Origin of the sequence: Ramlibacter tataouinensis (genome assembly GCF_027941915.1) — a bacterium.
In the GTDB taxonomy this organism is placed as follows: domain Bacteria; phylum Pseudomonadota; class Gammaproteobacteria; order Burkholderiales; family Burkholderiaceae_C; genus Ramlibacter; species Ramlibacter tataouinensis_C.
On sequence record NZ_CP116009.1, the window covers coordinates 2,381,195 to 2,405,814 of the forward strand.

At 70.0% G+C, this 24,620-nt stretch carries 24 protein-coding genes; 16 read left to right on the top strand and 8 right to left on the bottom strand.

Features of this window, described 5'->3' with window-relative positions; genetic code table 11:
- Nucleotides 1-113: 113 nt before the first annotated feature.
- Nucleotides 114-815 (top strand): TauD/TfdA family dioxygenase, encoded by a 702-nt coding sequence (locus tag PE066_RS11195; RefSeq protein WP_271232621.1) that lies wholly within the window; start codon nucleotides 114-116, stop codon nucleotides 813-815.
- Nucleotides 816-1,011: 196 nt separating this feature from the next.
- Here PE066_RS11195 and PE066_RS11200 read toward each other — a convergent pair whose 3' ends face one another.
- From PE066_RS11200 to dnaA, 3 genes are all read right to left on the bottom strand, one after another.
- Entirely contained in the window at nucleotides 1,012-3,639 is a 2,628-nt protein-coding gene (locus PE066_RS11200; RefSeq protein WP_271232622.1) for a DNA gyrase subunit B, read from the bottom strand.
- 157 nt (nucleotides 3,640-3,796) lie between these two features.
- Nucleotides 3,797-4,903 carry a DNA polymerase III subunit beta gene (dnaN, locus tag PE066_RS11205; protein ID WP_271232623.1) on the bottom strand — a complete coding sequence of 369 codons (1,107 nt, stop codon included), beginning with the start codon at nucleotides 4,901-4,903 and terminating at the stop codon, nucleotides 3,797-3,799.
- Nucleotides 4,904-5,139: 236 nt separating this feature from the next.
- Nucleotides 5,140-6,552 carry a chromosomal replication initiator protein DnaA gene (gene dnaA / locus PE066_RS11210; protein WP_271232624.1) on the bottom strand — a complete coding sequence of 471 codons (1,413 nt, stop codon included), beginning with the start codon at nucleotides 6,550-6,552 and terminating at the stop codon, nucleotides 5,140-5,142.
- A 194-nt stretch (nucleotides 6,553-6,746) separates the two neighbouring features.
- On the opposite strand from dnaA, the gene rpmH reads away from it, so the two are divergent.
- From rpmH to mnmE, 5 genes are read left to right on the top strand one after another with little or no spacing between them, the layout of a single operon-like run.
- The gene (rpmH, locus tag PE066_RS11215) at nucleotides 6,747-6,881 is read left to right on the top strand and encodes a 50S ribosomal protein L34 (protein WP_027101598.1); all 135 of its coding nucleotides are present in this window, start codon (nucleotides 6,747-6,749) and stop codon (nucleotides 6,879-6,881) included.
- 60 nt (nucleotides 6,882-6,941) lie between these two features.
- The gene (locus PE066_RS11220) at nucleotides 6,942-7,370 is read left to right on the top strand and encodes a ribonuclease P protein component (protein ID WP_271232625.1); all 429 of its coding nucleotides are present in this window, start codon (nucleotides 6,942-6,944) and stop codon (nucleotides 7,368-7,370) included.
- Nucleotides 7,367-7,639, top strand: a complete 273-nt coding sequence (gene yidD / locus PE066_RS11225) for a membrane protein insertion efficiency factor YidD (RefSeq protein WP_271232626.1) — start codon at nucleotides 7,367-7,369, stop codon at nucleotides 7,637-7,639. The genes PE066_RS11220 and yidD overlap by 4 nt, the downstream gene beginning before the upstream one ends.
- Entirely contained in the window at nucleotides 7,636-9,360 is a 1,725-nt protein-coding gene (gene yidC / locus PE066_RS11230; RefSeq protein WP_271232627.1) for a membrane protein insertase YidC, read from the top strand. Before yidD ends, yidC begins: the two co-directional genes overlap by 4 nt.
- Before the next feature lie 46 nt (nucleotides 9,361-9,406).
- Entirely contained in the window at nucleotides 9,407-10,786 is a 1,380-nt protein-coding gene (gene mnmE / locus PE066_RS11235) for a tRNA uridine-5-carboxymethylaminomethyl(34) synthesis GTPase MnmE (RefSeq protein ID WP_271232628.1), read from the top strand.
- Between the two features lie 149 nt (nucleotides 10,787-10,935).
- Here the strand turns inward: mnmE and PE066_RS11240 are convergent, their stop codons facing one another.
- Nucleotides 10,936-12,918 carry a cation:proton antiporter domain-containing protein gene (locus tag PE066_RS11240; protein WP_271232629.1) on the bottom strand — a complete coding sequence of 661 codons (1,983 nt, stop codon included), beginning with the start codon at nucleotides 12,916-12,918 and terminating at the stop codon, nucleotides 10,936-10,938.
- 34 nt (nucleotides 12,919-12,952) lie between these two features.
- On the opposite strand from PE066_RS11240, the gene PE066_RS11245 reads away from it, so the two are divergent.
- The 4 genes from PE066_RS11245 to PE066_RS11260 all read left to right on the top strand — a co-directional run bounded on the left by PE066_RS11245 (nucleotide 12,953) and on the right by PE066_RS11260 (nucleotide 16,083).
- Entirely contained in the window at nucleotides 12,953-14,002 is a 1,050-nt protein-coding gene (locus PE066_RS11245) for a KpsF/GutQ family sugar-phosphate isomerase (protein ID WP_271232630.1), read from the top strand.
- 100 nt (nucleotides 14,003-14,102) lie between these two features.
- On the top strand, nucleotides 14,103-14,663 hold the full coding sequence (locus tag PE066_RS11250) for a KdsC family phosphatase (protein ID WP_271232631.1): 561 nt from the start codon (nucleotides 14,103-14,105) through the stop codon (nucleotides 14,661-14,663).
- Nucleotides 14,660-15,307, top strand: a complete 648-nt coding sequence (gene lptC / locus PE066_RS11255; protein WP_271232632.1) for an LPS export ABC transporter periplasmic protein LptC — start codon at nucleotides 14,660-14,662, stop codon at nucleotides 15,305-15,307. The genes PE066_RS11250 and lptC overlap by 4 nt, the downstream gene beginning before the upstream one ends.
- Nucleotides 15,307-16,083: an SDR family oxidoreductase gene (locus PE066_RS11260; RefSeq protein ID WP_271232633.1), complete on the top strand. Its 777-nt coding sequence runs from the start codon at nucleotides 15,307-15,309 to the stop codon at nucleotides 16,081-16,083. The genes lptC and PE066_RS11260 overlap by 1 nt, the downstream gene beginning before the upstream one ends.
- A 44-nt stretch (nucleotides 16,084-16,127) precedes the next feature.
- Here PE066_RS11260 and PE066_RS11265 read toward each other — a convergent pair whose 3' ends face one another.
- Nucleotides 16,128-16,616 (bottom strand): RNA recognition motif domain-containing protein, encoded by a 489-nt coding sequence (locus PE066_RS11265; RefSeq protein ID WP_271232634.1) that lies wholly within the window; start codon nucleotides 16,614-16,616, stop codon nucleotides 16,128-16,130.
- 447 nt (nucleotides 16,617-17,063) lie between these two features.
- Here PE066_RS11265 and metX point away from each other — a divergent pair, with 447 nt between their 5' ends.
- From metX to otnI, 4 genes are read left to right on the top strand one after another with little or no spacing between them, the layout of a single operon-like run.
- Entirely contained in the window at nucleotides 17,064-18,194 is a 1,131-nt protein-coding gene (metX, locus tag PE066_RS11270; protein ID WP_271232635.1) for a homoserine O-succinyltransferase MetX, read from the top strand.
- A complete protein-coding gene (gene metW / locus PE066_RS11275) occupies nucleotides 18,191-18,775 on the top strand; it encodes a methionine biosynthesis protein MetW (protein WP_271232636.1) in 585 nt (194 codons plus the stop codon). The genes metX and metW overlap by 4 nt, the downstream gene beginning before the upstream one ends.
- A gap of 54 nt (nucleotides 18,776-18,829) precedes the next feature.
- Complete coding sequence (gene denD, locus PE066_RS11280; RefSeq protein WP_271232637.1) at nucleotides 18,830-19,843, top strand: D-erythronate dehydrogenase; 1,014 nt, start codon at nucleotides 18,830-18,832, stop codon at nucleotides 19,841-19,843.
- A gap of 1 nt (nucleotide 19,844) precedes the next feature.
- On the top strand, nucleotides 19,845-20,666 hold the full coding sequence (gene otnI / locus PE066_RS11285) for a 2-oxo-tetronate isomerase (RefSeq protein WP_271232638.1): 822 nt from the start codon (nucleotides 19,845-19,847) through the stop codon (nucleotides 20,664-20,666).
- Here the strand turns inward: otnI and PE066_RS11290 are convergent.
- Nucleotides 20,656-21,114: a DUF421 domain-containing protein gene (locus PE066_RS11290; protein ID WP_271232639.1), complete on the bottom strand. Its 459-nt coding sequence runs from the start codon at nucleotides 21,112-21,114 to the stop codon at nucleotides 20,656-20,658. The two genes, otnI and PE066_RS11290, sit on opposite strands and share 11 nt — an antisense overlap.
- Nucleotides 21,115-21,201: 87 nt before the next feature.
- On the opposite strand from PE066_RS11290, the gene PE066_RS11295 reads away from it, so the two are divergent.
- Nucleotides 21,202-21,786, top strand: coding sequence for an IMPACT family protein (locus tag PE066_RS11295; protein ID WP_271232640.1), 585 nt, complete (start codon nucleotides 21,202-21,204; stop codon nucleotides 21,784-21,786).
- A 4-nt stretch (nucleotides 21,787-21,790) separates the two neighbouring features.
- Here the strand turns inward: PE066_RS11295 and PE066_RS11300 are convergent, their stop codons facing one another.
- Together PE066_RS11300 and PE066_RS11305 are read right to left on the bottom strand one after the other, a co-directional pair.
- Nucleotides 21,791-21,985, bottom strand: coding sequence for a DUF3606 domain-containing protein (locus PE066_RS11300; RefSeq protein WP_271232641.1), 195 nt, complete (start codon nucleotides 21,983-21,985; stop codon nucleotides 21,791-21,793).
- A gap of 198 nt (nucleotides 21,986-22,183) precedes the next feature.
- Nucleotides 22,184-22,954: a DUF72 domain-containing protein gene (locus tag PE066_RS11305; protein WP_271232642.1), complete on the bottom strand. Its 771-nt coding sequence runs from the start codon at nucleotides 22,952-22,954 to the stop codon at nucleotides 22,184-22,186.
- An 81-nt stretch (nucleotides 22,955-23,035) separates the two neighbouring features.
- Here PE066_RS11305 and PE066_RS11310 point away from each other — a divergent pair, with 81 nt between their 5' ends.
- Entirely contained in the window at nucleotides 23,036-24,508 is a 1,473-nt protein-coding gene (locus PE066_RS11310) for a M20 family metallopeptidase (RefSeq protein WP_271232643.1), read from the top strand.
- Nucleotides 24,509-24,620 lie beyond the last annotated feature (112 nt).

Sequence of the window (24,620 nt, forward strand, 5' to 3'; positions counted from 1 at the left end):
CATTCTCCGTAGACGGCTTACCCGAGACGCCTTCGTACTGGTACCCAGTCCCGGCTTGTCCAGCTACGTCGGCGGCCAGCATTGCGGTCGCGTTGCTTGCCGGAACGTGCGGGATGGAGGTGGTCTCGTACGGTTCTGAGAACGACGGCGTGCCGTTCGTCAATCTGGTGACCCTTCCAGGGGCGGGCGCAATGGCTGAAAAGTCGAAGGGTGGTATGCGGGGGCACACTGACGCCGCTACTTTCCCTTTCCGCGGCACGTTCGATCCGGAGAACAAGCGCATCGCGCCCTCGCCGGACATCGTATTTCTGGCCGCCTGCCGGAATCCTGACCGCGTGCCGACCGTCGTCATGCCGCTCGAGGACGTGCTAGGAAAGCTCAGCGCCGACCAACTCGCCGCCCTCAAAGGCCCGAACATAGTTCTGAATGCCCAGCGGAGCTTTCAACGTGGGACGAAGCAAATCCTCGGCGACGAGCATCTGTTAGACGGAGCTGCAATATTGCTGGACTGCAACGAGGGTACGTGGGTCCGGTACACGCACTCACAAAGTCATTTGTACGACGAGGCTGATAAAGCCGCCGGCGCGGCGAAGGAAGCCTTCGAGCATGCTTGCGCGTCCTCGGCCCAGCACCTCGCTTTAGAGCCGGGAGACCTTCTGCTCGTCAATAACCGCAGGGCCTTGCACGGCAGGGCGGCGGTCGGTGACTCTATTGGCGGGAGAGGTCGATGGCTCGTCAGGAGCTACGGCCTTGATTGCACGACCCTACGTGGCGAGCAGCGCTACGAATCCGCACCATACAAGCTCTTCCCTTAGCGGTTGCGCTTCTTCCGACGTGCCCACTTAAGAGAGCGTTGGCCCCGCACCCGGTCGCTCAAGGTCCGGCCGGAGAGTCTGACCAATCGCCGCAGAAGCTGCACCTAGTGCCTAACTGCGACACTTACCCAAGGCGCCGACTTTCTCGGGTTTTGCTTCGGAAATTCTCAGGTTTTGCCGGCGCCTACAGCCGCCATCACACGTCGATATTCGCCGCCCTCAACGCATTCGTCTCAATGAAGTCCCGGCGCGGCTCCACCTCATCGCCCATCAGCATGGTGAACACCTTGTCGGCTTCGATGGCGTCCTCGATCTGCACGCGCAGCAGGCGGCGCACTTGCGGGTCCATGGTGGTTTCCCACAGCTGCTCGGGGTTCATCTCGCCCAGGCCCTTGTAGCGCTGGCGCGCGGTGGTGCGCTCGGCTTCGCCGATCAGCCACTGCATGGCCTGGCGGAAGTCGCCGACCTTCTCCTCCCGGGCGCGCTCGCCTTCGCCGCGCGTGACCTTGGCGCCTTCATGCAGCAGGCCGCGGAAGGTGTCGGCGGCCTCGGCCAGTGCCTGGTAGTCGGCGCCGTGCACGAAGTCCTGCGTGATCACGCTGCTCTTGACGTTGCCGTGGTGGCGCCGGCTGATGCGCAGGATGGGCTTGTCGGTGCGGGCGTCGAACTCGCCCGCCACTTCCGCCAGCGGCGAGTTGTTGGCGCGGTCGATCTCCTGCAGCTTGGCCTGCAGCGCCAGCGCCGACGCCTCGGCCTCGGGCACCGTGTCCAGGTTCAGGCGCACGCCGTCGGCGATGGCGCGCAGCGCCTCCGAGTCCATGAAGCCGGACAGGCGGTCGATCACGCGCTCGGCCACCTGGTGCTTGCGCGCCAGCTCGGCCAGCGTCTCGCCGCTGATGGTGCTGGGGTTGTCGCCGCCGGTGACGATGCCGGCGCCGTTCAGCGCCACGCGCAGCAGGAAGGCGTCGAGCTCGGTGGCGTCCTTCAGGTACAGCTCTTCCTTGCCGGCCTTGACCTTGTACAGCGGCGGCTGCGCGATGTAGATGTGGCCGCGCTCCACCAGCTCGGGCATCTGCCGGTAGAAGAACGTGAGCAGCAGCGTGCGGATGTGGGCGCCGTCGACGTCCGCGTCGGTCATGATGATGATGCGGTGGTAGCGCAGCTTGTCGACGTTGAAGTCGTCGGCGTCGGACTTGTTGCTGCCGTTGCCGTTGCCGTTGCCGTTGCTGTTGCCATGCGCGCTGCCGCCGGCCTTGCCGATGCCGGTGCCCAGCGCCGTGATCAGCGTCAGGATTTCGTTGGACGTCAGCAGCTTCTCGTAGCGCGCCTTCTCCACGTTCAGGATCTTGCCGCGCAGCGGCAGGATTGCCTGGAACTTGCGGTCACGCCCCTGCTTGGCGCTGCCGCCGGCGGAGTCGCCCTCGACGATGTAGATCTCGCACAGCGCCGGGTCCTTCTCCTGGCAGTCGGCCAGCTTGCCGGGCAGGCCCATGCCGTCCAGCACGCCCTTGCGGCGCGTCATCTCGCGTGCCTTGCGCGCCGCCTCTCGCGCGCGGGCCGCCTCGACGATCTTGCCGACGATGGTCTTGGCGTCGTTCGGCCGCTCCTGCAGGTAGTCGGTCAGCTTGCTGGCCACCACGTCCTCGATCGGGCCGCGCACCTCGCTGGAGACCAGCTTGTCCTTGGTCTGGCTGGAGAACTTGGGCTCGGGCACCTTGATGCTCAGCACGCAGGTCAGGCCCTCGCGCATGTCGTCGCCGCTGATCTCGACCTTGGCCTTCTTGGCCAGCTCGTTTTCCTCGATGTACTTGTTGATCACGCGCGTCATCGCCGCGCGCAGGCCGGTGAGGTGGGTGCCGCCGTCGCGCTGCGGGATGTTGTTGGTGAAACAGAGGACCTGCTCGTTGTAGCCGCTGTTCCACTGCATCGCCACTTCGACGCCGACCATGGTGCCCTGGTCGCTGACCTTCTCGCCCACCGCATGGAAGGCGTTGGGGTGCAGCACCTGCTTGCCCTTGTTGATGAAGTCGACGAAGCCCTTGACCCCGCCGGCGCCGGAAAAGTCGTCGCTCTTGCCGCTGCGCTCGTCCAGCAGCTTGATGTTGACGCCGTTGTTCAGGAACGAGAGCTCGCGCAGCCGCTTGGACAGGATCTCGTAGTGGAAGTCGGCGTTCTCGCGGAAGATGTCCGTGTCCGGCAGGAAGTGCACTTCGGTGCCGCGCTTGTCGGTGTCGCCCAGCACCAGCATCGGGCGTACCACCGCCTTCTGGCCGTCGGGGCCGGTCTGTTCGCCGACCTCGCCGCTCTTGACCACCACGCCCCGGCTGAATTCCAGCACGTGCACCTTGCCGTTGCGCCGCACCGTCAGGCGCAGCGACTTCGACAGCGCGTTGACGCAGCTCACGCCCACCCCGTGCAGGCCGCCCGAGACCTTGTAGCTGTTCTGGTTGAACTTGCCGCCGGCGTGCAGCTCGGTCAGCGCGATCTCCGACGCGCTGCGCTTGGGCTCGTGCTTGTCATCCCACTTGAGGGCCGTCGGGATGCCGCGGCCGTTGTCCGCCACGCTGATCGAGTTGTCGGTGTGGATGGTCACCACGATGTCGTCGCAGTGGCCGGCCAGGGCCTCGTCGATGGAGTTGTCCACCACCTCGAACACCAGGTGGTGCAGGCCGGTGCCGTCGGACGTGTCGCCGATGTACATGCCCGGGCGTTTGCGCACCGCTTCCAGTCCCTCCAGGATCTGGATGGAGCTGGCGCCGTAACCGTCGGCGGGGGTGCTGTCGGCCGGCAGGGCGCCGGCGTTCGGGTTGTTTTGCTCAGGCATACACGTCTTTTCTCTGTCGCTTGAAACACGCAACCCGCCGGGGCGGCGGGTGCGGGTTTGTATTCCGTCGTCCCCGCAAGTCGGGGACCCAGCGCAACGCGCCTGCGGCGCTCGCGCTCCGCGTTGCGGTGGATTCCCGCCTGGGCGGGAATGACGGCTAGATCCTCATCGGCATCACCACGTACTTGAAGTTCACGTCTTCCGGGTTGGTGACGAGGGCGGAACTGTTGGAGTCGGCCATCTCGATCTTGACCATCTCCTGGCCCATGTTGGCCAGTGCGTCGATCAGGTAGGTGACGTTGAAGCCGATCTCGATGGTGTCGCCGCCGTAGTCGATGTCCAGTTCGTCGACCGCCTCTTCCTGCTCAGCGTTGTTGCTGGCCACGCGCAGCGTGCCGGGCTCCAGTGTCAGGCGCACGCCCTTGAACTTCTCCGACGTCAGGATGGCGGTGCGCTGCAGGCTGGCCAGCAGCGGCGCGCGGCCCAGCGTGACGCTGTTCTTGTGGTTCTTCGGGATCACGCGGTTGTAGTCGGGGAACTTGCCCTCGACCAGCTTGGTGACGAACTCCATGCCGCCGAACGAGAACTTGGCCTGGTTGGGCGCGAACTGCATCTCGATGGCGCCCTCGGCGTCGGACAGCAGGCGCTGCATCTCCAGCACGGTCTTGCGCGGCAGGATCACCTCCTGGCGCGGCACATCGACTTCCAGCGTGGCGCTGGCGAACGCCAGCCGGTGGCCGTCGGTGGCCACCAGCGACAGCTGCTTGCCCTCGGCCACGAACAGGATGCCGTTGAGGTAGTAGCGGATGTCGTGCACCGCCATCGCGAACGACACCTGCGCCAGCAGCGCCTTGAGCGTCTTCTGCGGCACGCTGAAGACCGGGCCGAAGGTGGCCGACTCCTGCACCAGCGGGAAGTCTTCCGCCGGCAGCGTCTGCAGCGTGAAGCGGCTCTTGCCGCCCTTGAGCACCAGCTTGCTCTGGCTGGACTCCAGGCTGACGGTCTGGTCGGACGGCATCGTGCGCAGGATGTCGATCAGCTTGCGCGCGCCCACCGTGGTGGTGAAGTTGCCGGCGTCGCCGCCCAGCTCGGCCGTGGTGCGGATCTGGATCTCGAGGTCGCTGGTCGTGAGCTGCAGCTGGCCGCTCGTCTTGCGGATCAGCACGTTGGCCAGGATCGGCAGCGTGTGCCGGCGCTCCACGATGCCGGCGACCGACTGCAGCACCGAGAGCAGCTTTTCCTGGGTGGCCTTCAGGACGATCATTTGAGCCTCTCCTCTTTCTGGATTCTTTGTTTAAAGGTAGTAGTAGCTAGATAAGGGGCGCCGGGCCGTGTGGACAAGGCGCATTTTCCCCTTTTTCATCAGGCACTTGCGGCCGCTGCAAGGCTGTGGGCGAGCGTGCTTCCGGGCTGCTTCGCCAATTGGGACAACCCGGCGCCGGGCGCCGCCGCTGTGGACAACGGGGCCCTTGTGCCGGAATGCTCCACAGGGTTGTTCCATCAGCCCTTGAGCGTCTGCTCCAGCACGTGCAGCTGCTGGTTCAATTCGGTCACGTTCTGGCGCTCCTGGGCGATCTTGCGCACGGCGTGCAGCACGGTGGTGTGGTCGCGCCCGCCGAACAGCTCGCCGATCTCCGGCAGGCTCTTCTGGGTCAGCTCCTTGGCCAGGTACATGGCGATCTGGCGCGGCCGGGCGATCGAGGCCGGGCGCTTCTTGCTGTACATGTCGGCGACCTTGATCTTGTAGTAGTCGGCCACCGTCTTCTGGATGTTCTCGACGCTGATCTGCCGGTTCTGGATCGACAGCAGGTCGCGCAGCGCCTCGCGCGCCAGCTGGATGGAGATCTCCTTCTGGTTGAAGCGGCTGTAGGCCAGGATCTTGCGCAGCGCGCCTTCCAGCTCGCGCACGTTGGAGCGCACGTTCTTGGCCACGAAGAAGGCCACTTCCTCGGGCATCTCGGTGCCCTCGGCGCCGGCCTTGTTGATCAGGATGGCCACCCGCATCTCCAGCTCCGGCGGCTCGATGGCCACCGTCAGGCCCGAGTCGAAGCGCGAGACCAGGCGTTCGTGGATGTCGGCCAGCCCCTTGGGGTAGGTGTCCGACGTCATCACGATGTGGCTTTTCTTGGCCAGCAGGGCCTCGAAGGCGTTGAAGAACTCCTCCTGGGTGCGGTCCTTGTTGGCGAAGAACTGCACGTCGTCGATCAGCAGCAGGTCCAGCGAGTGGTACTTGCCCTTGAACTCGTCGAAGGTCTTGCGCTGGTAGGCCTTAACCACATCGGAGACGAACTGCTCGGCGTGGATGTAGAGAACTTTCGAACCGGGGCGCTCGGCCAGCAGCTTGTTGCCCACCGCATGGACCAGGTGGGTCTTGCCCAGGCCGACGCCGCCGTAGATGAACAGCGGGTTGTACAGCTGCCCGGGCATGCCCGCCACGTGCATGGCGGCCGCGCGTGCCATGCGGTTGGCCGTGCCTTCAACCAGGGTGTCGAAGGTCAGCGCGGTGTTGAGCCGGTTCTTGAAGGCGCCGGGCGCGCTTTCGTCGGCCAGCTCGACCGGTTCGGTGGCCGGCGGTATCTCCGGGGCCGAAACCCCAACGAAAGGCCTGGCCGGACTCTCGCGCTGAGCGAGCGCTAACTCAAGCTGCACCGGCTGGCCATAGAGCTTCTCCAGCGTGGCGGCGATGCGGCCCGCGTACTGGGCTCGCACCCAGTCGAGCTTGAAGCGGTTGGCCACGTACAGCGTGACCTTGGAAAAGTCGTCGGTCACCCGGGCGGCCAGCGGCTTGATCCAGGTGTTGAACTGCTGCTCGGGCAGCTCCTGGGCGAGTTGCTCGACGCAGGCCTGCCATAGGCTGCCCCCCGCGCCCATCGGCGCTCCTGCCGGCAGGCTGTTGCCGTACCCCTCGCTCATCCGGTTTGCCGCCCTCTGTGGATAGTTGTCATTCGCGCAAACAGTTGATTGTAATTTATGAAGACGTTATCCACACCGGGTTTTCGCTCTTGCGGGGGGCCGCCCCCGGGCGCGGAGCACAGCCTTTTCCTTGTCCAGCCCGGCGATTTGACCGATAATCGCGGGTTCCCTACGGACAGACGATCCACAGAACCATGAAACGCACCTACCAACCCTCCAAAGTGCGCCGCGCCCGCACCCACGGCTTCCTGGTCCGCATGAAGACCCGCGGCGGCCGTGCCGTGATCAACGCCCGCCGCGCCAAGGGCCGCAAGCGCCTGGCCGTCTAAGGCCGGGCTGCGCCTGGGCGTCGTCGCCGGGCCGAGCCTGCCGAGCAGTCCGGCTCCCCCGTGCAGCGGCTCAAGACCCCGGCGCAGTTCAAGGCCGTGATGGCCGGTGGGCGCACCATCGCCCGCACCGAGCATTTCGCGCTGCACCGCGTCCCGCTCGGTCCCGATCCGCGGCCGGCTGCGGCCGAAGGAGCTCCCACAGGGCCGGAACCCCCCAGGTCGCCGGCCCTGTTTGCTGTCCGGCAGGAACCTTGGCTGGGTGTCATCGTTCCCAAGCGCTGGGCCCGCCGCGCCGTCACCCGCAACGCCATCAAGCGCCAGATCTACACCGTGAGTCAGGATTTCGAAGCCGACCTGCCCGCCGCCGCCCACGTGGTGCGGCTGCGCGCCGGCTTCGACCGTGCCGAATTCCGCAGCCCCAGTTCCGCCGTGCTCAAGCAGGCGGTGCGGGCCGAGCTGCTGCGCCTGTTTTCGGAGGCCACGCGATGATCCGCGCCGTCCTGATCGGCCTGGTCAAGGGCTACCGGCTGCTGCTGTCGCCCTGGCTGGGGTCGGCCTGCCGCTTCACGCCGACCTGCTCGGCCTACTCGCTGCAGGCGCTGGAGCGGCATGGCGCCGCGGCCGGCAGCTACCTGACGCTGGCGCGCCTGGTGCGCTGCCATCCCTGGTGCGCCGGGGGCATCGATGAAGTGCCCGCGCACCCGCCGCGGCTGTTCACCCGCCTCCTGCCGCCCTCCTCGCAGAAGAAGACTTCATGAACGACATTCGCCGCACCATCCTGTGGGTGGTCTTCGGTTTCTCCATGGTGCTGCTGTGGGACCAGTGGCAGGTCCACAACGGCCGCCAGGCCACCTTCTTCCCGCAGCCCAAGCCGGCGGCCACCGCCTCCGCGCCGAAGGACGCGACGCCTGCCGCCGGCGCATTGCCGAGCGCGTCGGCGCCCGCGCACGCCGGCGCCGTCCCTGCTGCGGGCGGCGCCACGCCGCCGGCCGCGGTGCCGCAGGCCCCGCGCGAGCGCTTCACCGTCACCACCGACCTGCTGCGCCTGACCTTCGACTCGGAGGGCGGCTCGCTGGTGCGCACCGAATTCCTGCAGGTCAGCGCCGACTCCAGCCAGGGCAAGGCGGGCACCAGCACCTTCGTGCTGCTGCAGGACGAGCCGGGCCCGCAGGGCAAGGTCTACGTGGCCCAAAGCGGCCTGATCGGCGGCGACTTCCCCAACCACACCACGCCGATGGCGGCCAGCGGCGAGCGCGAGCTCAAGCCGGGCAGCGACGAGCTGAAGGTGCGGTTCGAGTCGCCGGTGGTCGGCGGCGTCAAGCTGGTCAAGATCTACACGCTCAAGCGCGGCCACTACGAGGTGGACGTGACCCACGAGGTGACCAACGCCGGCGGCCAGCCGGTCGCGCCCCAGCTCTACATGCAGCTGGTGCGCGGCGGCTTCGACGCCAGCAGTTCCTCCTTCATGAACCCGACCGCCACCTTCACCGGGCCGGCGGTGTTCACGGCCGACCAGAAGTTCCAGAAGGTCGAGCTGTCCGAGATCGACAAGAACAAGGCCGACTTCCAGAAGGAGGCCAGCGCCGGCTACGTGGCGATGGTGCAGCACTACTTCGCCAGCGCCTGGATCCTGCCGGACGGCGTCAAGCGCGAGAACTTCGTGCGCAAGGTCGACAACCGCTACTCGGTCGGCATGATCGCGCCGGTCGAGGCGGTCGCGCCCGGCGCCAGCAAGGCGCTGGAGGCGCGCTTCTTCGCCGGCCCGCAGGTCGAGAAGATGCTGGAGGGCATCTACCCCGGGCTGGACCTGGTCAAGGACTACGGGATGTTCACCATCCTGGCCAAGCCGCTGTACTGGCTGCTCGACAAGATCCATTCGCTGATCGGCAACTGGGGCTGGGCCATCATGGGGCTGGTGCTGGTGATCAAGATCGCCTTCTACTGGCTGCAGGCCAAGGGCTACGAGAGCATGGCCAAGATGAAGGCCATCAACCCGCGCGTGATGCAACTGCGCGAGCGCTACAAGGACAACCCGCAGCAGATGCAGCAGGAGATGATGCGCATCTACCGCGAGGAAAAAGTCAACCCGCTGGGCGGCTGCTTCCCCATCATGATCCAGATCCCGGTCTTCATCGCCCTGTACTGGGTGCTGCTGACCAGCGTGGAGATGCGCAACGCGCCCTGGATCGGCTGGATCCACGACCTGGCCTCGCCCGACCCGTACTACATCCTGCCGCTGGTGATGACGCTCACCACCCTGCTGCAGACGGCGCTCAACCCGGTGCCGCCGGATCCGATGCAGGCCCGCCTGATGTGGTTCATGCCGCTGGCGTTCTCGGTGATGTTCTTCTTCTTCCCGGCCGGCCTGGTGCTGTACTGGATCACCAACAACGTGCTGTCGATCGCCCAGCAGTGGCTGATCAACACCCGCATGGGGGTGCCGCCCGAGTTCAACTTGCCCAAGTTCAACAAGAGCTGATGAAGGGGGCCGCGCAAGCGGCCCTTGTCCTTTGCGGCCATCCGCCATGCTGCCCCGCCACGACCAGCCCATCGCCGCCATCGCCACCGCCCCCGGGCGCGGCGCGGTGGGCATCGTGCGCGTGTCCGGGCGCAGCGTGCAGCCGGTGATCGACGCGCTCTGCGGCCGGGCGCTGCGGCCGCGCGAGGCCAGCTACCTGCCGTTTCGCGCGGGCGACGGCTCGCCCATCGACCAGGGCCTGGCCATCCACTTCCCGGCGCCGCACTCCTACACCGGCGAGGACGTGCTGGAGCTGCAGGCGCACGGCGGCCCGGTGGTGATGCAGCTGCTGCTGGCGCGCTGCCTGGAGGCGGGCGCCGGCATCGGCTTGCGCCTGGCGCAGCCCGGCGAGTTCACCGAGCGCGCCTTCCTGAACGACAAGATCGACCTGGCCCAGGCCGAGGCGATCGCCGACCTGATCGACGCCAGCACCGAAGCCGCCGCGCGCAGCGCCAGCCGCTCGCTGGCCGGCGAGTTCTCGCGCGAGATCGGCGCCCTGCGCGATGCGCTGGTGCACCTGCGGATGCTGGTCGAGGCCACGCTCGACTTCCCCGAGGAGGAGATCGACTTCCTGCGCCAGGCCGACGCCCAGGGCCAGCTCGACCGGCTGCAGGCGACGCTGGCGGCGGTGATGCAGCGGGCGCGCCAGGGCGCGCTGCTGCGCGAGGGCATCAAGGTGGTGATCGCCGGCCAGCCCAACGCCGGCAAGAGCTCGCTGCTCAACGCGCTGGCCGGCGCCGAGCTGGCCATCGTCACGCCGATCCCGGGCACCACGCGCGACGTGGTGAGCCAGACCATCCAGGTCGAGGGCGTGCCGGTGCACGTGGTCGACACCGCCGGCCTGCGCGAGAGCCAGGACGTGGTCGAGCGCATCGGCATCGAGCGCGCCTGGTCGCAGATCGCCGGCGCCGATGCCGTGCTGTTCCTGCACGACCTCACGCGCGGCCAGGAGCCGGGCTACCGCGCCGCCGACGAGGAACTGCTGCAGCGGCTGCGCGCGCACGTGCCGGACGCGGTGCCGGTGCTGCAGCTGTGGAACAAGGCCGATGCCGCGCCCGGGGCCGCCGTGCCGCCCGACGCCCTGCGCCTGTCGGCGCGCACCGGCGACGGGCTGCAGGGGCTGCGCCGGCGGCTGCTGGAGATCGCCGGCTGGCAGGCCGCGCCCGAGGGCGTCTACATTGCGCGCGAGCGCCACCTGCAGGCGTTGCGGCAGGTCGATGCGCACCTGATGGAAGCGGCCGCGCACCTGGCCGGCGAGATGCCGGCGCTGGACCTGCTGGCGGAAGAGCTGCGCCTGGCGCAGAACGCGCTCAACGAGATCACCGGCGAGTTCACGGCCGACGATCTGCTGGGGGTGATCTTCTCGAGCTTCTGCATCGGGAAGTGACCGACCTCGCCCGCGCAGCGGGCGCGTCGGTCGTCCCCGCGAGCGACGCGGAAGCGGGGATCCAGAACGAGACCGCGCGCAGCCCCATGGATGGCGGGTCCGGGCCCGCCCAGACAAGTTCACCGCCCCGCTGCCGCGAGACGGCCGCCCTATCCCCCCAGCAGCTTCTCCTCGGCCAGCGCCAGCGCTTCCGGCCGCCCCGAGAGCACCACCGTGTCGCCGCCCTCCAGCGAAGGATCGGCCTCCACCTGGGCCGACGTGCCGCTGGCGCGCCGCAGGCTGACCACCCGGATGCCCATGGCGTGGAACGCGAAATGGCCGAGCCGGCGGCCGACCGAGCGGCCGCCCGGCGGCAGCGTCACGGTCGACAGCCGCTCCTGCTGGCGCTCGTCGGCGCTGTCGTCGGCGCCGTGGAAATAGCCGCGCAGCAGGCTGTAGCGGGCATCGCGCTGGTCCTGCACCAGCCGGATCACCCGCCGCATCGGCACGCCCACCAGCGCCAGCGCATGGCCGGCCAGCATCAGCGAGCCCTCCAGCGCCTCCGGCACCACCTCGGTGGCGCCGGCCGCCTGCAGCTTGTCCAGCTCGCGGTCGTCCTGGGTGCGCACGATCACCGGCACCTGCGGCGCATGGGCGCGCACGTGGGCCAGCACCTTGAGCGCGCCCGGCACGTCCAGGTAGGTCACCACCAGCGCGCTGGCGCGCGCCAGCCCGGCCGCCATCAGCGCCTGCAGCCGCGCGGCGTCGCCGAACACCACCGAATCGCCGGCCGCGGCGGCCTGGCGCACCCGGTCGGGGTCGAGGTCGAGCGCCATGTAGGGGATGTTCTCGCGCTCCAGCACGCGCGCCAGGTTCTGGCCGCTGCGGCCGTAGCCGCAGATGATCACGTGCCGGTTGACGTTGATCGAGCGGCGCGCGATCGAGGTCATCTGCAGCGACTGCTGCAGCCACTCGCTGGCCACCAGCTTCATCACCAGCTTGTTGCTGTACAGGATGATGAAGGGCGTCGCCAGCATCGACAGCACCATGCTGGCCAGGATCGGGCTGCGCAGGCTGTCCGGCAGCAGCGCGTGCTGCTGCGCCAGCGTCAGCAGCACGAAGCCGAATTCGCCGGCCTGCGCCAGGTACAGGCCGGTGCGCAGCGACACGCCGGCGGTCGCGCCCAGCGTCCGGGCCAGCGCCGTCACCAGCGCCAGCTTGAACAGCACCGGCAGCGTGACCAGCACCAGCACCAGCGGCCAGCGCTCGGCGACCACGCGCCAGTCCAGCAGCATGCCCACGCTGATGAAGAACAGGCCCAGCAGCACGTCGTGGAACGGCCGGATGTCGGTTTCGACCTGGTGCTTGTATTCGGTCTCGGCGATCAGCATGCCGGCGATGAAGGCGCCCAGCGCCAGCGACAGCCCGGCCAGCTCGGTCAGCCAGGCCAGGCCCAGCGTGACCAGCAGCAGGTTCAGCACGAACAGCTCTTCGCTCTTGCGGCGCGCCACCAGCGTCAGCCACCAGCGCATCACCTTCTGGCCACCCACCAGCAGCAGCGTGACCAGCGCCGCGGCCTTCAGCAGCGCCAGCGCCAGCGCGGCCAGCATGCGTTCGGGCTCGCTGCCCAGCGCCGGGATCAGCACCAGCATCGGCACCACCGCCAGGTCCTGGAACAGCAGCACGCCCACCACCCGCCGGCCGTGCTCGGAATCCAGCTCCAGCCGCTCGGCCACCAGCTTGAGCACGATGGCGGTGCTGCTCATCGCCAGCGCGCCGGACAGCACCAGCGCCGTCTGCCAGCTCATGTGCCACAGCCCGGGCGCGATCGCCGCCAGCGCCAGGCTGCCCAGGGTGCCAACCACCACCGTCAGCAGCACCTGCAGCAGCCCCAGGCCGAACACGTGGCCGCGCATGGAGCGCAGCTTCGACAGGCTGAACTCCAGCCCGATCACGAACATCAGGAACACCACGCCGAACTCGCCGACGTAGCGGACGGCGCCCGAGTCCTGCGCCAGCGCCAGCGCGTGCGGTCCGATCAGCACGCCCGCCATCAGGTAGCCCAGCATGGGCGGCAGCTTGAGCGAGCGGCAGGCCACCACGCCGAGCACCGCGGCCAGCAGGTACACCAGCATCAGCTCCAGCGTGGACATGCAACATGCTAACGGGGCCCCTAGAATCGCCGCCATGCCCGCTTTCCCCCACTCGGCGCCGGCCGCATCGACGCCGGCTGCACCGCCGGCGCCGGGCAGTTCCACCCCCGAATTCGACCCCGCCCGCGCCCTGCGCCTGGCGCAGGAGACCTTCGACATCGAGGCCGCCGCCGTGCTGGGCCTGAAGGCGCGCACCGGCGATGCCTTCGGCCGTGCCGTGCTGGCCATGCTGGCCGTGCGCGGCCGGGTGGTGGTGATGGGCATGGGCAAGAGCGGCCACATCGGGCGCAAGGTGGCCGCCACGCTGGCGTCCACCGGCACCGCGGCGCTGTTCGTGCACCCGGCGGAGGCCAGCCACGGCGACCTCGGCATGATCAAGCCGGTCGACCTGGTGCTGGCCATCTCCAACGGCGGCGAGAGCGACGAGATCACCGCCATCCTGCCGGTGCTCAAGCGGCTCGGCGTGCCGCTGGTGGCCGTCACCGGCAACCTGCACTCGACCCTGGCGCGGCACGCCGACATCGTGCTGGACAGCGGCGTGGAGAAAGAGGCCTGCCCGCTGAACCTGGCCCCGACCGCCAGCACCACCACCCAGCTCGCGCTGGGCGATGCGCTGGCGGTGGCGCTGCTGGATGCGCGCGGCTTCCGCGAAGAGGACTTCGCCCGCTCGCACCCCGGCGGCGCCCTCGGCCGCAAGCTGCTGACCCACCTGGCCGACGTCATGCGCACCGGCGACGCGGTGCCGCGCGTGGGGCCCGACACGCCGTTTCCCGACCTGATGCGCGAGATGAGCGCCAAGGGGCTGGGCGCCTCGGCCATCGTCGATGCGCAGGAGCGGGTGCTGGGTGTCTTCACCGACGGCGACCTGCGCCGGCTGATCGAGAAAGGCGTGGACCTGCGCCGGGTACGCGCGAGCGAGGTCATGCACGCCAACCCGCGCACCATCCGCGACGACGCGCTGGCCGCCGAGGCGGCCGAGCTGATGGAGCGGCACCGCATCACCAGCGTGCTGGTGGTCGACGCCCAGGGCCGGCTGTGCGGCGCGGTGAACAGCAACGACCTGATGCGGGCCAAGGTGATTTGATGGCAGGCCCACCCCCGAAGCGGCCTTCGGCCGCCTCCCCCGCGAGGGGGCGCCACCAGCGGACCGGCGCAGCCGGATCCGCGGTGGCCCTTGAACCGGCATGCAGGGCGCAAGCGTGAGCGGGCCGTCGGTCGGATTCCCGCCGGAACTGCTGCTCGCCGCCCAGGGCGTGCGGGTGGCCTTCTTCGACGTCGACGGCGTGCTCACCGACGGCGGGCTGTACCTGTCGGCCGAGGGCGAGTCGCTCAAGCGCTTCCACATCCTCGACGGGCTGGGGCTCAAGCTGCTGCAGCAGGGCGGCATCGAGCCGGTGGTGATCACCGGGCGCGATTCGCCGGCGCTGCGGGCGCGGCTGGCGGCACTGGGCGTGGCCCGGGTGCACTACGGCACCGAAGACAAGGCGCCGGCGGCCGAGCGGACCCTGGCCGAGATGGGGCTGGGGTGGACCCAGGCCGCCGCCATCGGCGACGACTGGCCCGACCTGCCGGTGCTGCGCCGCTGCGCGTTCGCCGCGGCGCCGGCCAACGCCCACGCGGAGGTCCGCGCCGCCGCCGCCTACGTCACCCGCGCGGCCGGCGGCCATGGCGCGGCGCGCGAGTTCTGCGACCTGCTGCTGGTGGCCGCCGGCCGCTACGCCGATCTGCTGGAGCGCTACCGATGAGCGGCGCCGCGACCCTGCCGCTGGCGCAGGCCTGGCGCTGGATCCGCCGCACCTGGGACCGGGCGGCGATCTACCTGCCGGTGATCCTGATGGGGGTGCTGGCGCTGGGCACCTACTGGCTGGCCAGCAACACGCCCTCGTTCCTGGGCGCGTCGGATGCCGCGCGGCCGCCGACCCACGAGCCGGACTATTTCATGCGCGGCTTCGCGGTCAAGACCTTCGAGCCCGGCGGACGCCTCAAGAGCGAGGTGCTGGGCACCGAGGCGCGCCACTACCCGGACACCGACACGCTGGAGATCGACAACCCGCGCATGCGCTCCTGGGACGAGAAGGGCTCGCTCACGATCGCCACCGGCCGGCGCGCCATCAGCAATGCCGACGGCTCCGAAGTGCAGCTGATCGACGACGCGGTGGTCACGCGCGAGCCCCCGGCCGGCAGCGAGGCGCCACGGATGGAGATCCGCGGCGAGTTCCTGCACGTGTTCGTCAACACCGAACAGGTGCGTTCGCACAAGCCGGTGGAGCTGCTGCGCGGCAACGACCGCTTCACGGCCAACACGCTGGACTACGACCACCTCGACCGCGTCGGCGAGCTGCACGGCCGGGTGCGCGGCACCCTGGTGCCCGACCCCCGGCGCCGGTGATGGCGCGCCCGCTGGTCTTCATCACCGGCGCCTCCAGCGGCATCGGCCAGGCGCTGGCGGCCTGCTACTACCGCGCCGGCTGGAGCCTGGCGCTGACGGCGCGGCGCGCCGGCGAGATCCAGGCCTGGGCGGCGGCCGAGCGGCTCGAGCCGGGCCGCTACGCCGTCTATGCGGCCGACGTGGCCGACACGGCCAGCATCGTCGCGGCCGGCCAGCAGTGCCTGGCCCGACAGGGCCTGCCGCAGGTGGTGATAGCCAACGCCGGCATCAGCATCGGCGTGGACACCGCCGTCCGCGAGGACCTGGACGTCATCGCCCGCACCTACGCCACCAACAACGTCGGCCTGGCCGCCACCTTCCACCCGTTCGTCGCCGCGATGGTGGCGCGCGGCTCGGGCACGCTGGTGGGCATCGCCAGCGTCGCCGGCATGCGCGGCCTGCCCGGGCACGGCGCCTACTGCGCCAGCAAGGCGGCGGTGATCAGCTACTGCGAGAGCCTGCGCGGCGAGCTGCGCGCCAGCGGCGTCAAGGTGGTGACGATCTGCCCCGGCTACGTCGACACCCCGCTGACCCGACAGAACCGCTACGCCATGCCGTTCCTGCTGCTGCCGGCGCAGTTCGCCGAGCGCGCCGCACGGGCGATCGGGCGCGGCAGCAGCTACCGGGTGATCCCCTGGCAGATGGCCATCGTGGCGGCGCTGCTGCGCTGGCTGCCCAACAGCCTGTTCGACCGCCTGCTGGCCGGCCGTCCACGCAAGCATCGGCAGGGGGAATGAAAAAAGGCTCCCGCAGGAGCCTTTTTGCACTGGATCGCCGGCGATCAGTAGTTGCCGCCGCCACCACCACCGCGGTTGCCGCCGCGCGGGCCGGAACCGTAAGGGCTGCGGAAGCCGCCGTCGCCGCCACCGCCACCGCCACCGCTGCGGCCACCGCCGCCGCCGAAGCCGCGGCCGCCACCGCCACCGCCGTAGCCGCCGCCACCACCACCGTAGCCGCCACCGCCACCGCCACCGCCGTAGCCGCCACCACCGCCGCCGCCACCGAAGCCGCGCGGGCGCTGCTCCATCGGGCGGGCTTCGTTGACCACCACGCTGCGGCCGCCGAGCGGCTGGCCGTTCATGCCGCTGATGGCGGCCTGCGCTTCGGCATCGCTGCCCATTTCAACGAAGCCGAAGCCCTTGGAGCGGCCGGTATCGCGCTCCATCATGACCTTGGCACTGGTGACGGCACCGAACTGGCTGAAGGCCTGTTCGAGGTCGCTGTCGCGCACGCTGTAGGGCAGGTTGCCTACGTAAAGTTTGTTGCCCATTGAGTGGGACTCCTGGAAGAACACATTTGAAGAAGCGATGGAGTCCGGAAAACGCATCAACCGAGAGCGAAGCGAAAGCGACCTGCTCACCGCAAACTGACGTGGCACTGCTTATCCACGTCAATCCATTATGGAGCAGATATGCGGCCCCATTGCAAGGGGGGAGCGCCCCGGAATGACCCGAATATGGCGCCCGGCGGCCTGTTGTTGAGCCGCCGCCGGGGCCTTCGATGAGCTGGGATGCGGTGCCCATCCGGGCCGCCGCCCCGACGCCTGGCCGGTCTCGCCGCGAGCCGGCGCTGGCCGGGGCCTGTCGGGCGCGTTGCTATACTGCCGACCCAGCGCCGATTTGCCACCGCTTGCGGGCGCTTTAACAAATGCAGCTAAAGACGCCGATGCAACCCGGTCCGCTTTAGCTGGCCGGGTTTTCTTGTTTTCGGGCCGACCATGCCGCTGATCGCGCAACCGCAGTCCATGCACTTCGCCGAGCCGCTGCCGCTGCGCAGCGGCGCCGCCCTGCAGGACTACGAACTGGCCTGCGAGACCTACGGCACCCTCAACGCCGACCGCTCCAACGCGGTGCTGGTCTGCCATGCCCTCAATGCGTCGCACCACGTGGCCGGGGTGTATGCCGGCCAGGAGCGCTCCGAAGGCTGGTGGGACAGCATGATCGGCCCCGGCAAGCCGGTGGACACCGATCGCTTCTTCGTCATCGGCGTCAACAACCCCGGTTCGTGCTTCGGCTCGACCGGCCCCAAGCACCTGAATCCGGCGACCGGCCGCGCCTGGGGCGCCGACTTCCCGGTGGTGACGGTGGAGGACTGGGTCGATGCGCAGGCCCGGCTGCTGGACCGCCTGGGGATCGACAGCCTGGCCGCGGTGATGGGCGGCAGCCTGGGCGGCATGCAGGCGCTGTCGTGGACGCTGCAGTACCCGCAGCGGGTGCGCCACGCCGCGGTGATCGCCAGCGCACCCAACCTGACGGCCGAGAACATCGCCTTCAACGAGGTGGCGCGCCGCGCCATCGTCACCGACCCCGATTTCCACGGCGGCCACTTCTACGAGCACGGCGTGCTGCCCCGGCGCGGCCTGCGGATCGCCCGCATGATCGGCCACATCACCTACCTGTCGGACGACGTGATGAACGAGAAGTTCGGCCGCCAGCTGCGCGAGGGCATCGACCTGCGCTACACCACGCAGGACATCGAGTTCCAGATCGAGAGCTACCTGCGCTACCAGGGCGACAAGTTCAGCGAGTACTTCGACGCCAACACCTACCTGCTGATCACCCGCGCGCTGGACTACTTCGACCCGGCGGCACGCCACGGCGGCAACCTGTCGCGTGCGCTGGCGGCCGCCACCGCCCGCTTCCTGCTGGTGAGCTTCACCACCGACTGGCGCTTCTCGCCCCAGCGCAGCCGCGAGATCGTCAAGGCCTTGCTGGACAACCGGCGCAGCGTGACCTACGCCGAGATCGACGCCCCGCACGGGCACGACGCCTTCCTGCTGGACGATGCGCGCTACCACTCGGTGGTGCGTGCCTGGTTCGAGCGCATCGCCTCGGAGCTGCGGGCATGAGCGATCGCGCGACGATGCGCAGCGTCGCCCGGCTGGTGCCGCCGGGCTCGCGCGTGCTCGACCTGGGTTGCGGCGACGGCGCCCTGCTCGACTTCCTGCAGCGCGAGCGCGGCTGCAGCGGCTACGGCATCGAGATCGCCGACGACAACGTGCTGGCCTGCACCCGGCGCGGCGTCGACGTCATCCAGCTGAACCTGGACGAGGGCCTGTCGATGTTCGGCGACGCCAGCTTCGACGTGGTGCTGCAGATCGACACGCTGCAGCACCTGCGCAACGCCGAGACCATGCTGCGCGAGACGGTGCGGGTGGGCAAGCTGGGCATCGTCGCCTTCCCCAATTTCGCCCACTGGCCCAACCGGCTGTCGGTCCTGCGCGGTCGCATGCCGGTGACCAAGCGCATGCCCTACCAGTGGTACGACACGCCCAACATCCGGGTCGGCACCTTCAAGGACTTCGAGGTGCTGGCCACGCGCAACCGGCTGGCCATCCTCGATGCCTTCGGCCTGCAGGAGGGCCGCGAGGTGCGCCGCCTGCCCAACCTGCTGGCGGGCACGGCGGTGTTCAAGTTCGAGCGCGGCTGAGGCCGGCGCCGCGAGCGCTCGGCAGCCCCTCGACGCGACGCTATCCTTGCGCGCATGCACATCCTGATCACCGGCGGCAGCGGCTTCCTCGGCGCCCGCCTGGCCCGGCAGCTGCTGCAGCACGGGACGCTGGCGCTGGCCGGCGCGCCGGCCGCGGCCATCGAGACCCTGACGCTGGCCGACCGCGTCGCCGCGCCCGCCGACCTGCTGGCCGACCCGCGTGTGCGCGCCGTGACCGGCGACCTGCTGGAGCTGGCCTCGGCGCGCGCGCTGCCGGCACCCGGCACCGGCGCCGTGTTCCACCTGGCGGCAGCCGTGAGCGCCGAATGCGAGGCCGATTTCGACCTGGGCATGCGCAGCAACTTCGCCGCCACGCACGCCCTGCTGGAGGCCTGCCGGGCGCTGGGCTCGCGGCCGCTGTTCGTGTTCGCCAGCTCGGTGGCGGTGTTCGGCCGCCAGCCGGGCCGCGAGTTGCCGGCCAGCATCGGCGACGACACCCTGCCGACGCCGCAGGGCAGCTACGGCATCCAGAAGTTCATCGGCGAGCAGCTGGTGGCCGACTACACCCGCAAGGGCTTCGTGCAGGGCCGCAGCGCCCGGCTGATGACGGTGAGCGTGCGGCCGGGCCGGCCGAACGGCGCCGCTTCGGGCTTCCTGTCGGGCATGGTCCGCGAGCCGCTGGCCGGGCAGCGCGCGCCGGTGCCGGTCACCCCGGACACCGCCGTGGCGCTGTCGTCGCCGGCCCGCGCCATCGAGGGCCTGCTGGGCGCGGCGCAGGCGTCCGGCGCGCAGTGGGGACCGGCCACCGCCATCAACCTGCCGTCGCTGCGCACCACGGTGGGCGAGATGGCCGCCGCGCTGCAGCGCGTGGCCGGGCCCGAGGCTGCCGCGCTGCTGGACTGGCGCCCCGAAGACGCGGTGCAGGCGCTGGTGGGCAGCTGGCCGGCGCAACTGCAGTGGGAGCGCGCGCGCGGGCTGGGTCTGGCGGCCGACGACAGCTTCGAGCAGGTGATCCGCGACTATGCGCGCGAGAACCCGCAGGCCGTGCGCCTGCCGCTGCGGGACTGACATGCCGCGCTTCGCCGCCAACCTGTCGCTGCTCTACCCCGAGCTGCCCTTCCTGGACCGCTTCGGGGCCGCCGCGGCCGACGGCTTCGAAGGGGTGGAATGCCTGTTCCCCTATGAGCACGCGGCGGCGGAGATCGCGGCCCGGCTGAAGGACCACGGACTGCAGCAGGTGCTGTTCAACGCGCCGCCGGGCGACTTCGCCGCCGGCGAGCGCGGGCTGGCCGCCCTGCCGGGGCGCGAGGAGCCGTTTCGCGCCGGCGTCCTGCAGGCGCTGCGCTACGCCGAAGCGCTGCAGTGCCCGCGGCTGCACGTCATGGCGGGGCTGGTGCCGGCCGGGGCCGAGCGGGCTGCGCTGCGTGCCCACTACGTGGCCAGCCTGCGCTGGGCCGCGCAACAGGCGCGCGCCATCGGCGTCGACGTGATGATCGAGCCGATCAACCCGCGCGACATGCCCGGCTACCTGCTGCAGCGGCAGGCCGAGGCCCACGCCATCGCCGCCGAGGTCGGCGCGCCCAACCTGAAGGTGCAGATGGACCTGTACCACTGCCAGATCGTCGAAGGCGACCTGGCCACCAAGATCCGCGAGTACCTGCCCACCGGCCGGGTCGGGCATTTCCAGATCGCCAGCGTGCCGCAGCGGCACGAGCCGGATACCGGCGAGCTGGACTATCCGTTCCTGTTCGGCCTGATCGACGAGGTGGCGGCGGCCTGCGGCTGGGACGGCTGGATCGGCTGCGAGTACCGCCCGGCGCGCGGCGCCGTGCCGGGCGGCACCCGCGAAGGGCTGGCCTGGCTGCGCCGCTGGCGCGGCCTCACTGCTTGATGATGCTGATGGTGCCGTCCGCCTCGAGGAAGGCGCAGCGCATCTGCTGGAGCCGGCAGTCGTTCTCGCGCAGCACCTTGTGCACGTCGGCCGGACTGACCCGCTCGCGCCGCAGCACCTGCTCGTACAGCACGCCGTTGCGACCGAGCAGCACCTCGCGGCCTTCGACCAGCTGCTCGAACTGGTCGAAGTGCGCGCTGAGCCAGCCGAGCGTGAAGTTCAGCGCGATCAGCGTGCCGGCGGCGATCAGGCCGCCGCTCACCGAGTCGTCGCCGCCGGACAGGCCGTTGGAGACGGCTTCGCTCAGCAGCAGCACCACCACCAGGTCGAACGGCGTGAACTGGCCCACCGTGCGCTTGCCCGACAGGCGCACCAGCACCAGCAGCGCCAGGTAGATCACAAGGCCCCGGGCGATGAATTCCCACCAGGGCAGGCTCATGTCGAACATCTCGGTTAACCCCCGCTCCGAGTGGAGCATGCGGCGCCGCGCGGCCCTGTCAGCCTCAGCCGTGCGTCGGCGTGCGAAGGCGCGCACATGCTGACGCTGGCCGAGCCGGTGCGCGCCGAAGTGGTGGTGAAGAAGAGCCGCTTCATCGCCTGCGTGCAGCCGGCCGCCGGGCGAGCGCAGGCGCAGGAGGTGGTCGCCGCGATGCGCGCCGAACATCCCGGCGCCACCCACGTCTGCTGGGCGCTGCTGGCCGGGGGCCAGTCGGCCGCCAATGACGATGGCGAGCCCTCCGGCACCGCGGGGCGGCCGATGCTGGAGGTGCTGCGCCGCCAGCGCCTGGACGGTGTGCTGGCCACCGTGGTGCGCTACTTCGGCGGCATCAAGCTCGGTGCGGGCGGGCTGGTGCGGGCCTACACCGACGCCGTCGCCCAGGCCTTGCTGCACGCGCAGAAGGTGCCCCTGCAGCGCACCGTGCGGCTGGCGCTGCAGGTGCCCTACGAGCTCGAGGGGCTGGTGCGGCGTGAAGCCGCGGCGCACGGGGCCGAGCTGCAGCAGGCGGCGCACGCGGCGGCCGTGGTCCTGGTCTTCACGGCGCCGCAGGACGTGGCGCAGGCGCTGCGCGCCCGGCTCGACGAGATCGGCCAGGGGCTGCTGCGCTGGGATCCAGGCTGAGCGGTCAGACCGTCAAGATGTACTCCTGCCCGTCGAGCAGCTGCTCGACCTGGGCGGCGTTGGGGCCGACCTGCTCCACCGCTTCGCGCAATTGCGTTTCATTGCAGGCGAACCGCTTGGTCCACCAGCTCACCTCGCGCGGGTTGTCCATGTCGATCAGCCCGCGATTGGCAGGCACCGTGTCGAATGTGAAGGCCATAGCCTGATGCTCCGTTCAACTGAATTCTTAGACGGGCTCCATTGGGCCGTGCCGGCAAGGCCGTGCTTGCCCGCGACCGGCGAATGCGAATGTCATCCGCTTCCTACGCTCGTGCCACATGAGCGTGCAGACGTAACGGCTGCACACCGCTGACGCATCGAGGAAACAAGACCAGGCCGCCGGCGCGTGCGTTTTCTGCTAGGGAGAGGCCGGCGGGCCCAGCCGTTCGAGCAGGGCCAGGGCTGCGGCGGGGGCCCGCTCCTTGGCGCCGTTGATGAAGAACACGTAGGCGTCGCGCGGCACCGGGCCGCTGCGCCAGGCCCGGGCGCCGTCGGCCCAGCGGTCCAGGGCCTCGCCCGGGTAGCCGGTCACAAGCTGCGGTTCGCTGCGCATCAGGCGCAGGTAGGCGAACGGCGCGTCGACGTCGACGATGTTCGGGTACTTGGGCGAGTCGGTGTGCACCGTGACGCAACCGTGGCGCCGCGCCAGCGCCAGGTAGCCCGGCGTCGCAAAACTCGGGTGCCGCACCTCCAGCACGTGGCGCAGCCGCAGGCTGCCCAGGCTGCGCGGCAGCAAGGCCAGGAAGGACTCGAGCTCGCCCTCGTCGAAGGCCTTGGTGGGCATCAGCTGCCACAGCACCGGCCCCAGCTTGGGGCCGAGTTCGTCCAGGCCGGAGCCGAGGAAGCGGTCGATCGCCTCGCGGGCGCTGCCCAGGTCGCGCCGGTTGGTGGTGGAGCGGTGCGCCTTGATCGCAAAGACGAAGCCGTCGGGCGTGTCGTCGCGCCACTTGGCGAAGGTGGCCGGCTTGAAGGTGCTGTAGAAGGTGCCGTTGACCTCGACCGCGGTGAGGCGCCGGCTGGCCCAGTGCAGCTCCTGGCTGTGCGGCAGTCCGGGCGGAAAGAACGTGCCGCGCCAGGGCTCGTAGGTCCAGCCGCCCACCCCGACATGGATGCGTCCCGTGCTGCTCATTGGCGGTCTCCTTTCGCGTTGCCGCACTTTAGCGGCCGACGTACAGTGGCGGGCTGCCAGACCGAAGGGAACCGTACCGACATGAATGCCCCCCTGCATCGTGAACTGCCCGCCGCCACGCTGGACGCCGCCCGGGTGCTGTCCCAGGCCAGCGAGCAATGGGACCGCGACATCGTCCGCCAGCTGACCGAGTACATCGCCATTCCGGCCAAGTCGCCCGGGTTCGATCCGGACTGGGAGCGCCATGGCCACCTCGAGACGGTGCTGCGCAACGCCGCCGCCTGGGTCGAGGCGCAGAAGGTGCCCGGGCTGAAGCTGGAGATCGTGCGCCTGCCGGGCCGCACGCCGGTGCTGTTCTTCGAGATCGAGGCCACCCGCGCCGGCGGCGGCCAGACCGTGCTGATGTACGGCCACCTGGACAAGCAGCCCGAGTTCAACGGCTGGCGCGCCGACCTCGGCCCGTGGACGCCCAAGTACGAGGACGGCAAGCTGTACGGCCGCGGCGGCGCCGACGACGGCTACGCGGCCTACGCCAGCATCGCGGCGGTGCAGGCGCTCAAGGCGCAGCAGGTGCCGCACCCGCGCATCGTCGGCCTGATCGAGACTTGCGAGGAATCCGGCTCCTACGACCTGCTGCCCTACGTGGATGCGCTGCGCCCGCGGCTGGGCGACGTCGGGCTGGTGATCTGCCTGGACTCGGGCGCCGGCAACTACGACCAGCTCTGGCTGACGACTTCGCTGCGCGGCATGGCCTCGGGCACGCTCAAGGTGCAGGTGCTGACCGAGGGCGTGCACTCGGGCGACGCGTCCGGGCTGGTGCCGTCGAGCTTCCGCATCCTGCGCCAGGTGCTCGACCGGCTGGAGGACAGCCAGTCCGGGCGCCTGCTGCCGGCCAGCTTCCACTGCGAAGTGCCGGCGCCGCGGCTGGAGCAGGCCCGCGCCACGGCGGCGATCCTGGGCGACGAGGTGTACAAGCGATTTCCCTGGGCCCATGCCGACTGCGGCGGCGCCAGCCAGTCGGCGCTGCCCACCACCACCGACCCGGTGCAGGCCCTGCTCAACCGCACCTGGACGCCGACGTTGTCGGTGACCGGCGCCGAGGGCCTGCCGCCGCTGCAGGACGCCGGCAACGTGCTGCGGCCCTACACCGCCTTCAAGCTGTCGCTGCGGCTGCCGCCGCTGGTCGATGCCGCGGCGGCGGTGCAGGAGCTCAAGGCGCTGCTGGAGGACAACGCCCCCTACCGGGCGGTGGTCACGTTCGACGCCGGCAGCGCCGCCACCGGCTGGAATGCGCCGGACACCGCGCCCTGGTTCGCGCAGGCGCTGGACGCCGCCTCGCAGGCCCATTTCGGCGCGCCGTGCGGCTACATCGGCCAGGGCGGCACCATTCCACTGATGAGCATGCTCAGCCAGGGTTTCCCGACGGCGCAGATGATGGTCTGCGGCGTGCTCGGACCGCGCAGCAACGCCCACGGCCCCAACGAGTTCCTGCACGTGCCCTATGCCAAGCGGTTGACGGCGGCGGTGGCCGAGGTGATGGCCCGGATGCCATGAGCGCCGCCCGGCCGCCCGAAGGCGCTCGCACCGCAGTGCGCAGCACGGAGGTGTTCCTGTGCCGCGCCGCCCGGCCGCCCGAAGGCGCTCGCACCGCAGTGCGCAGCACGGA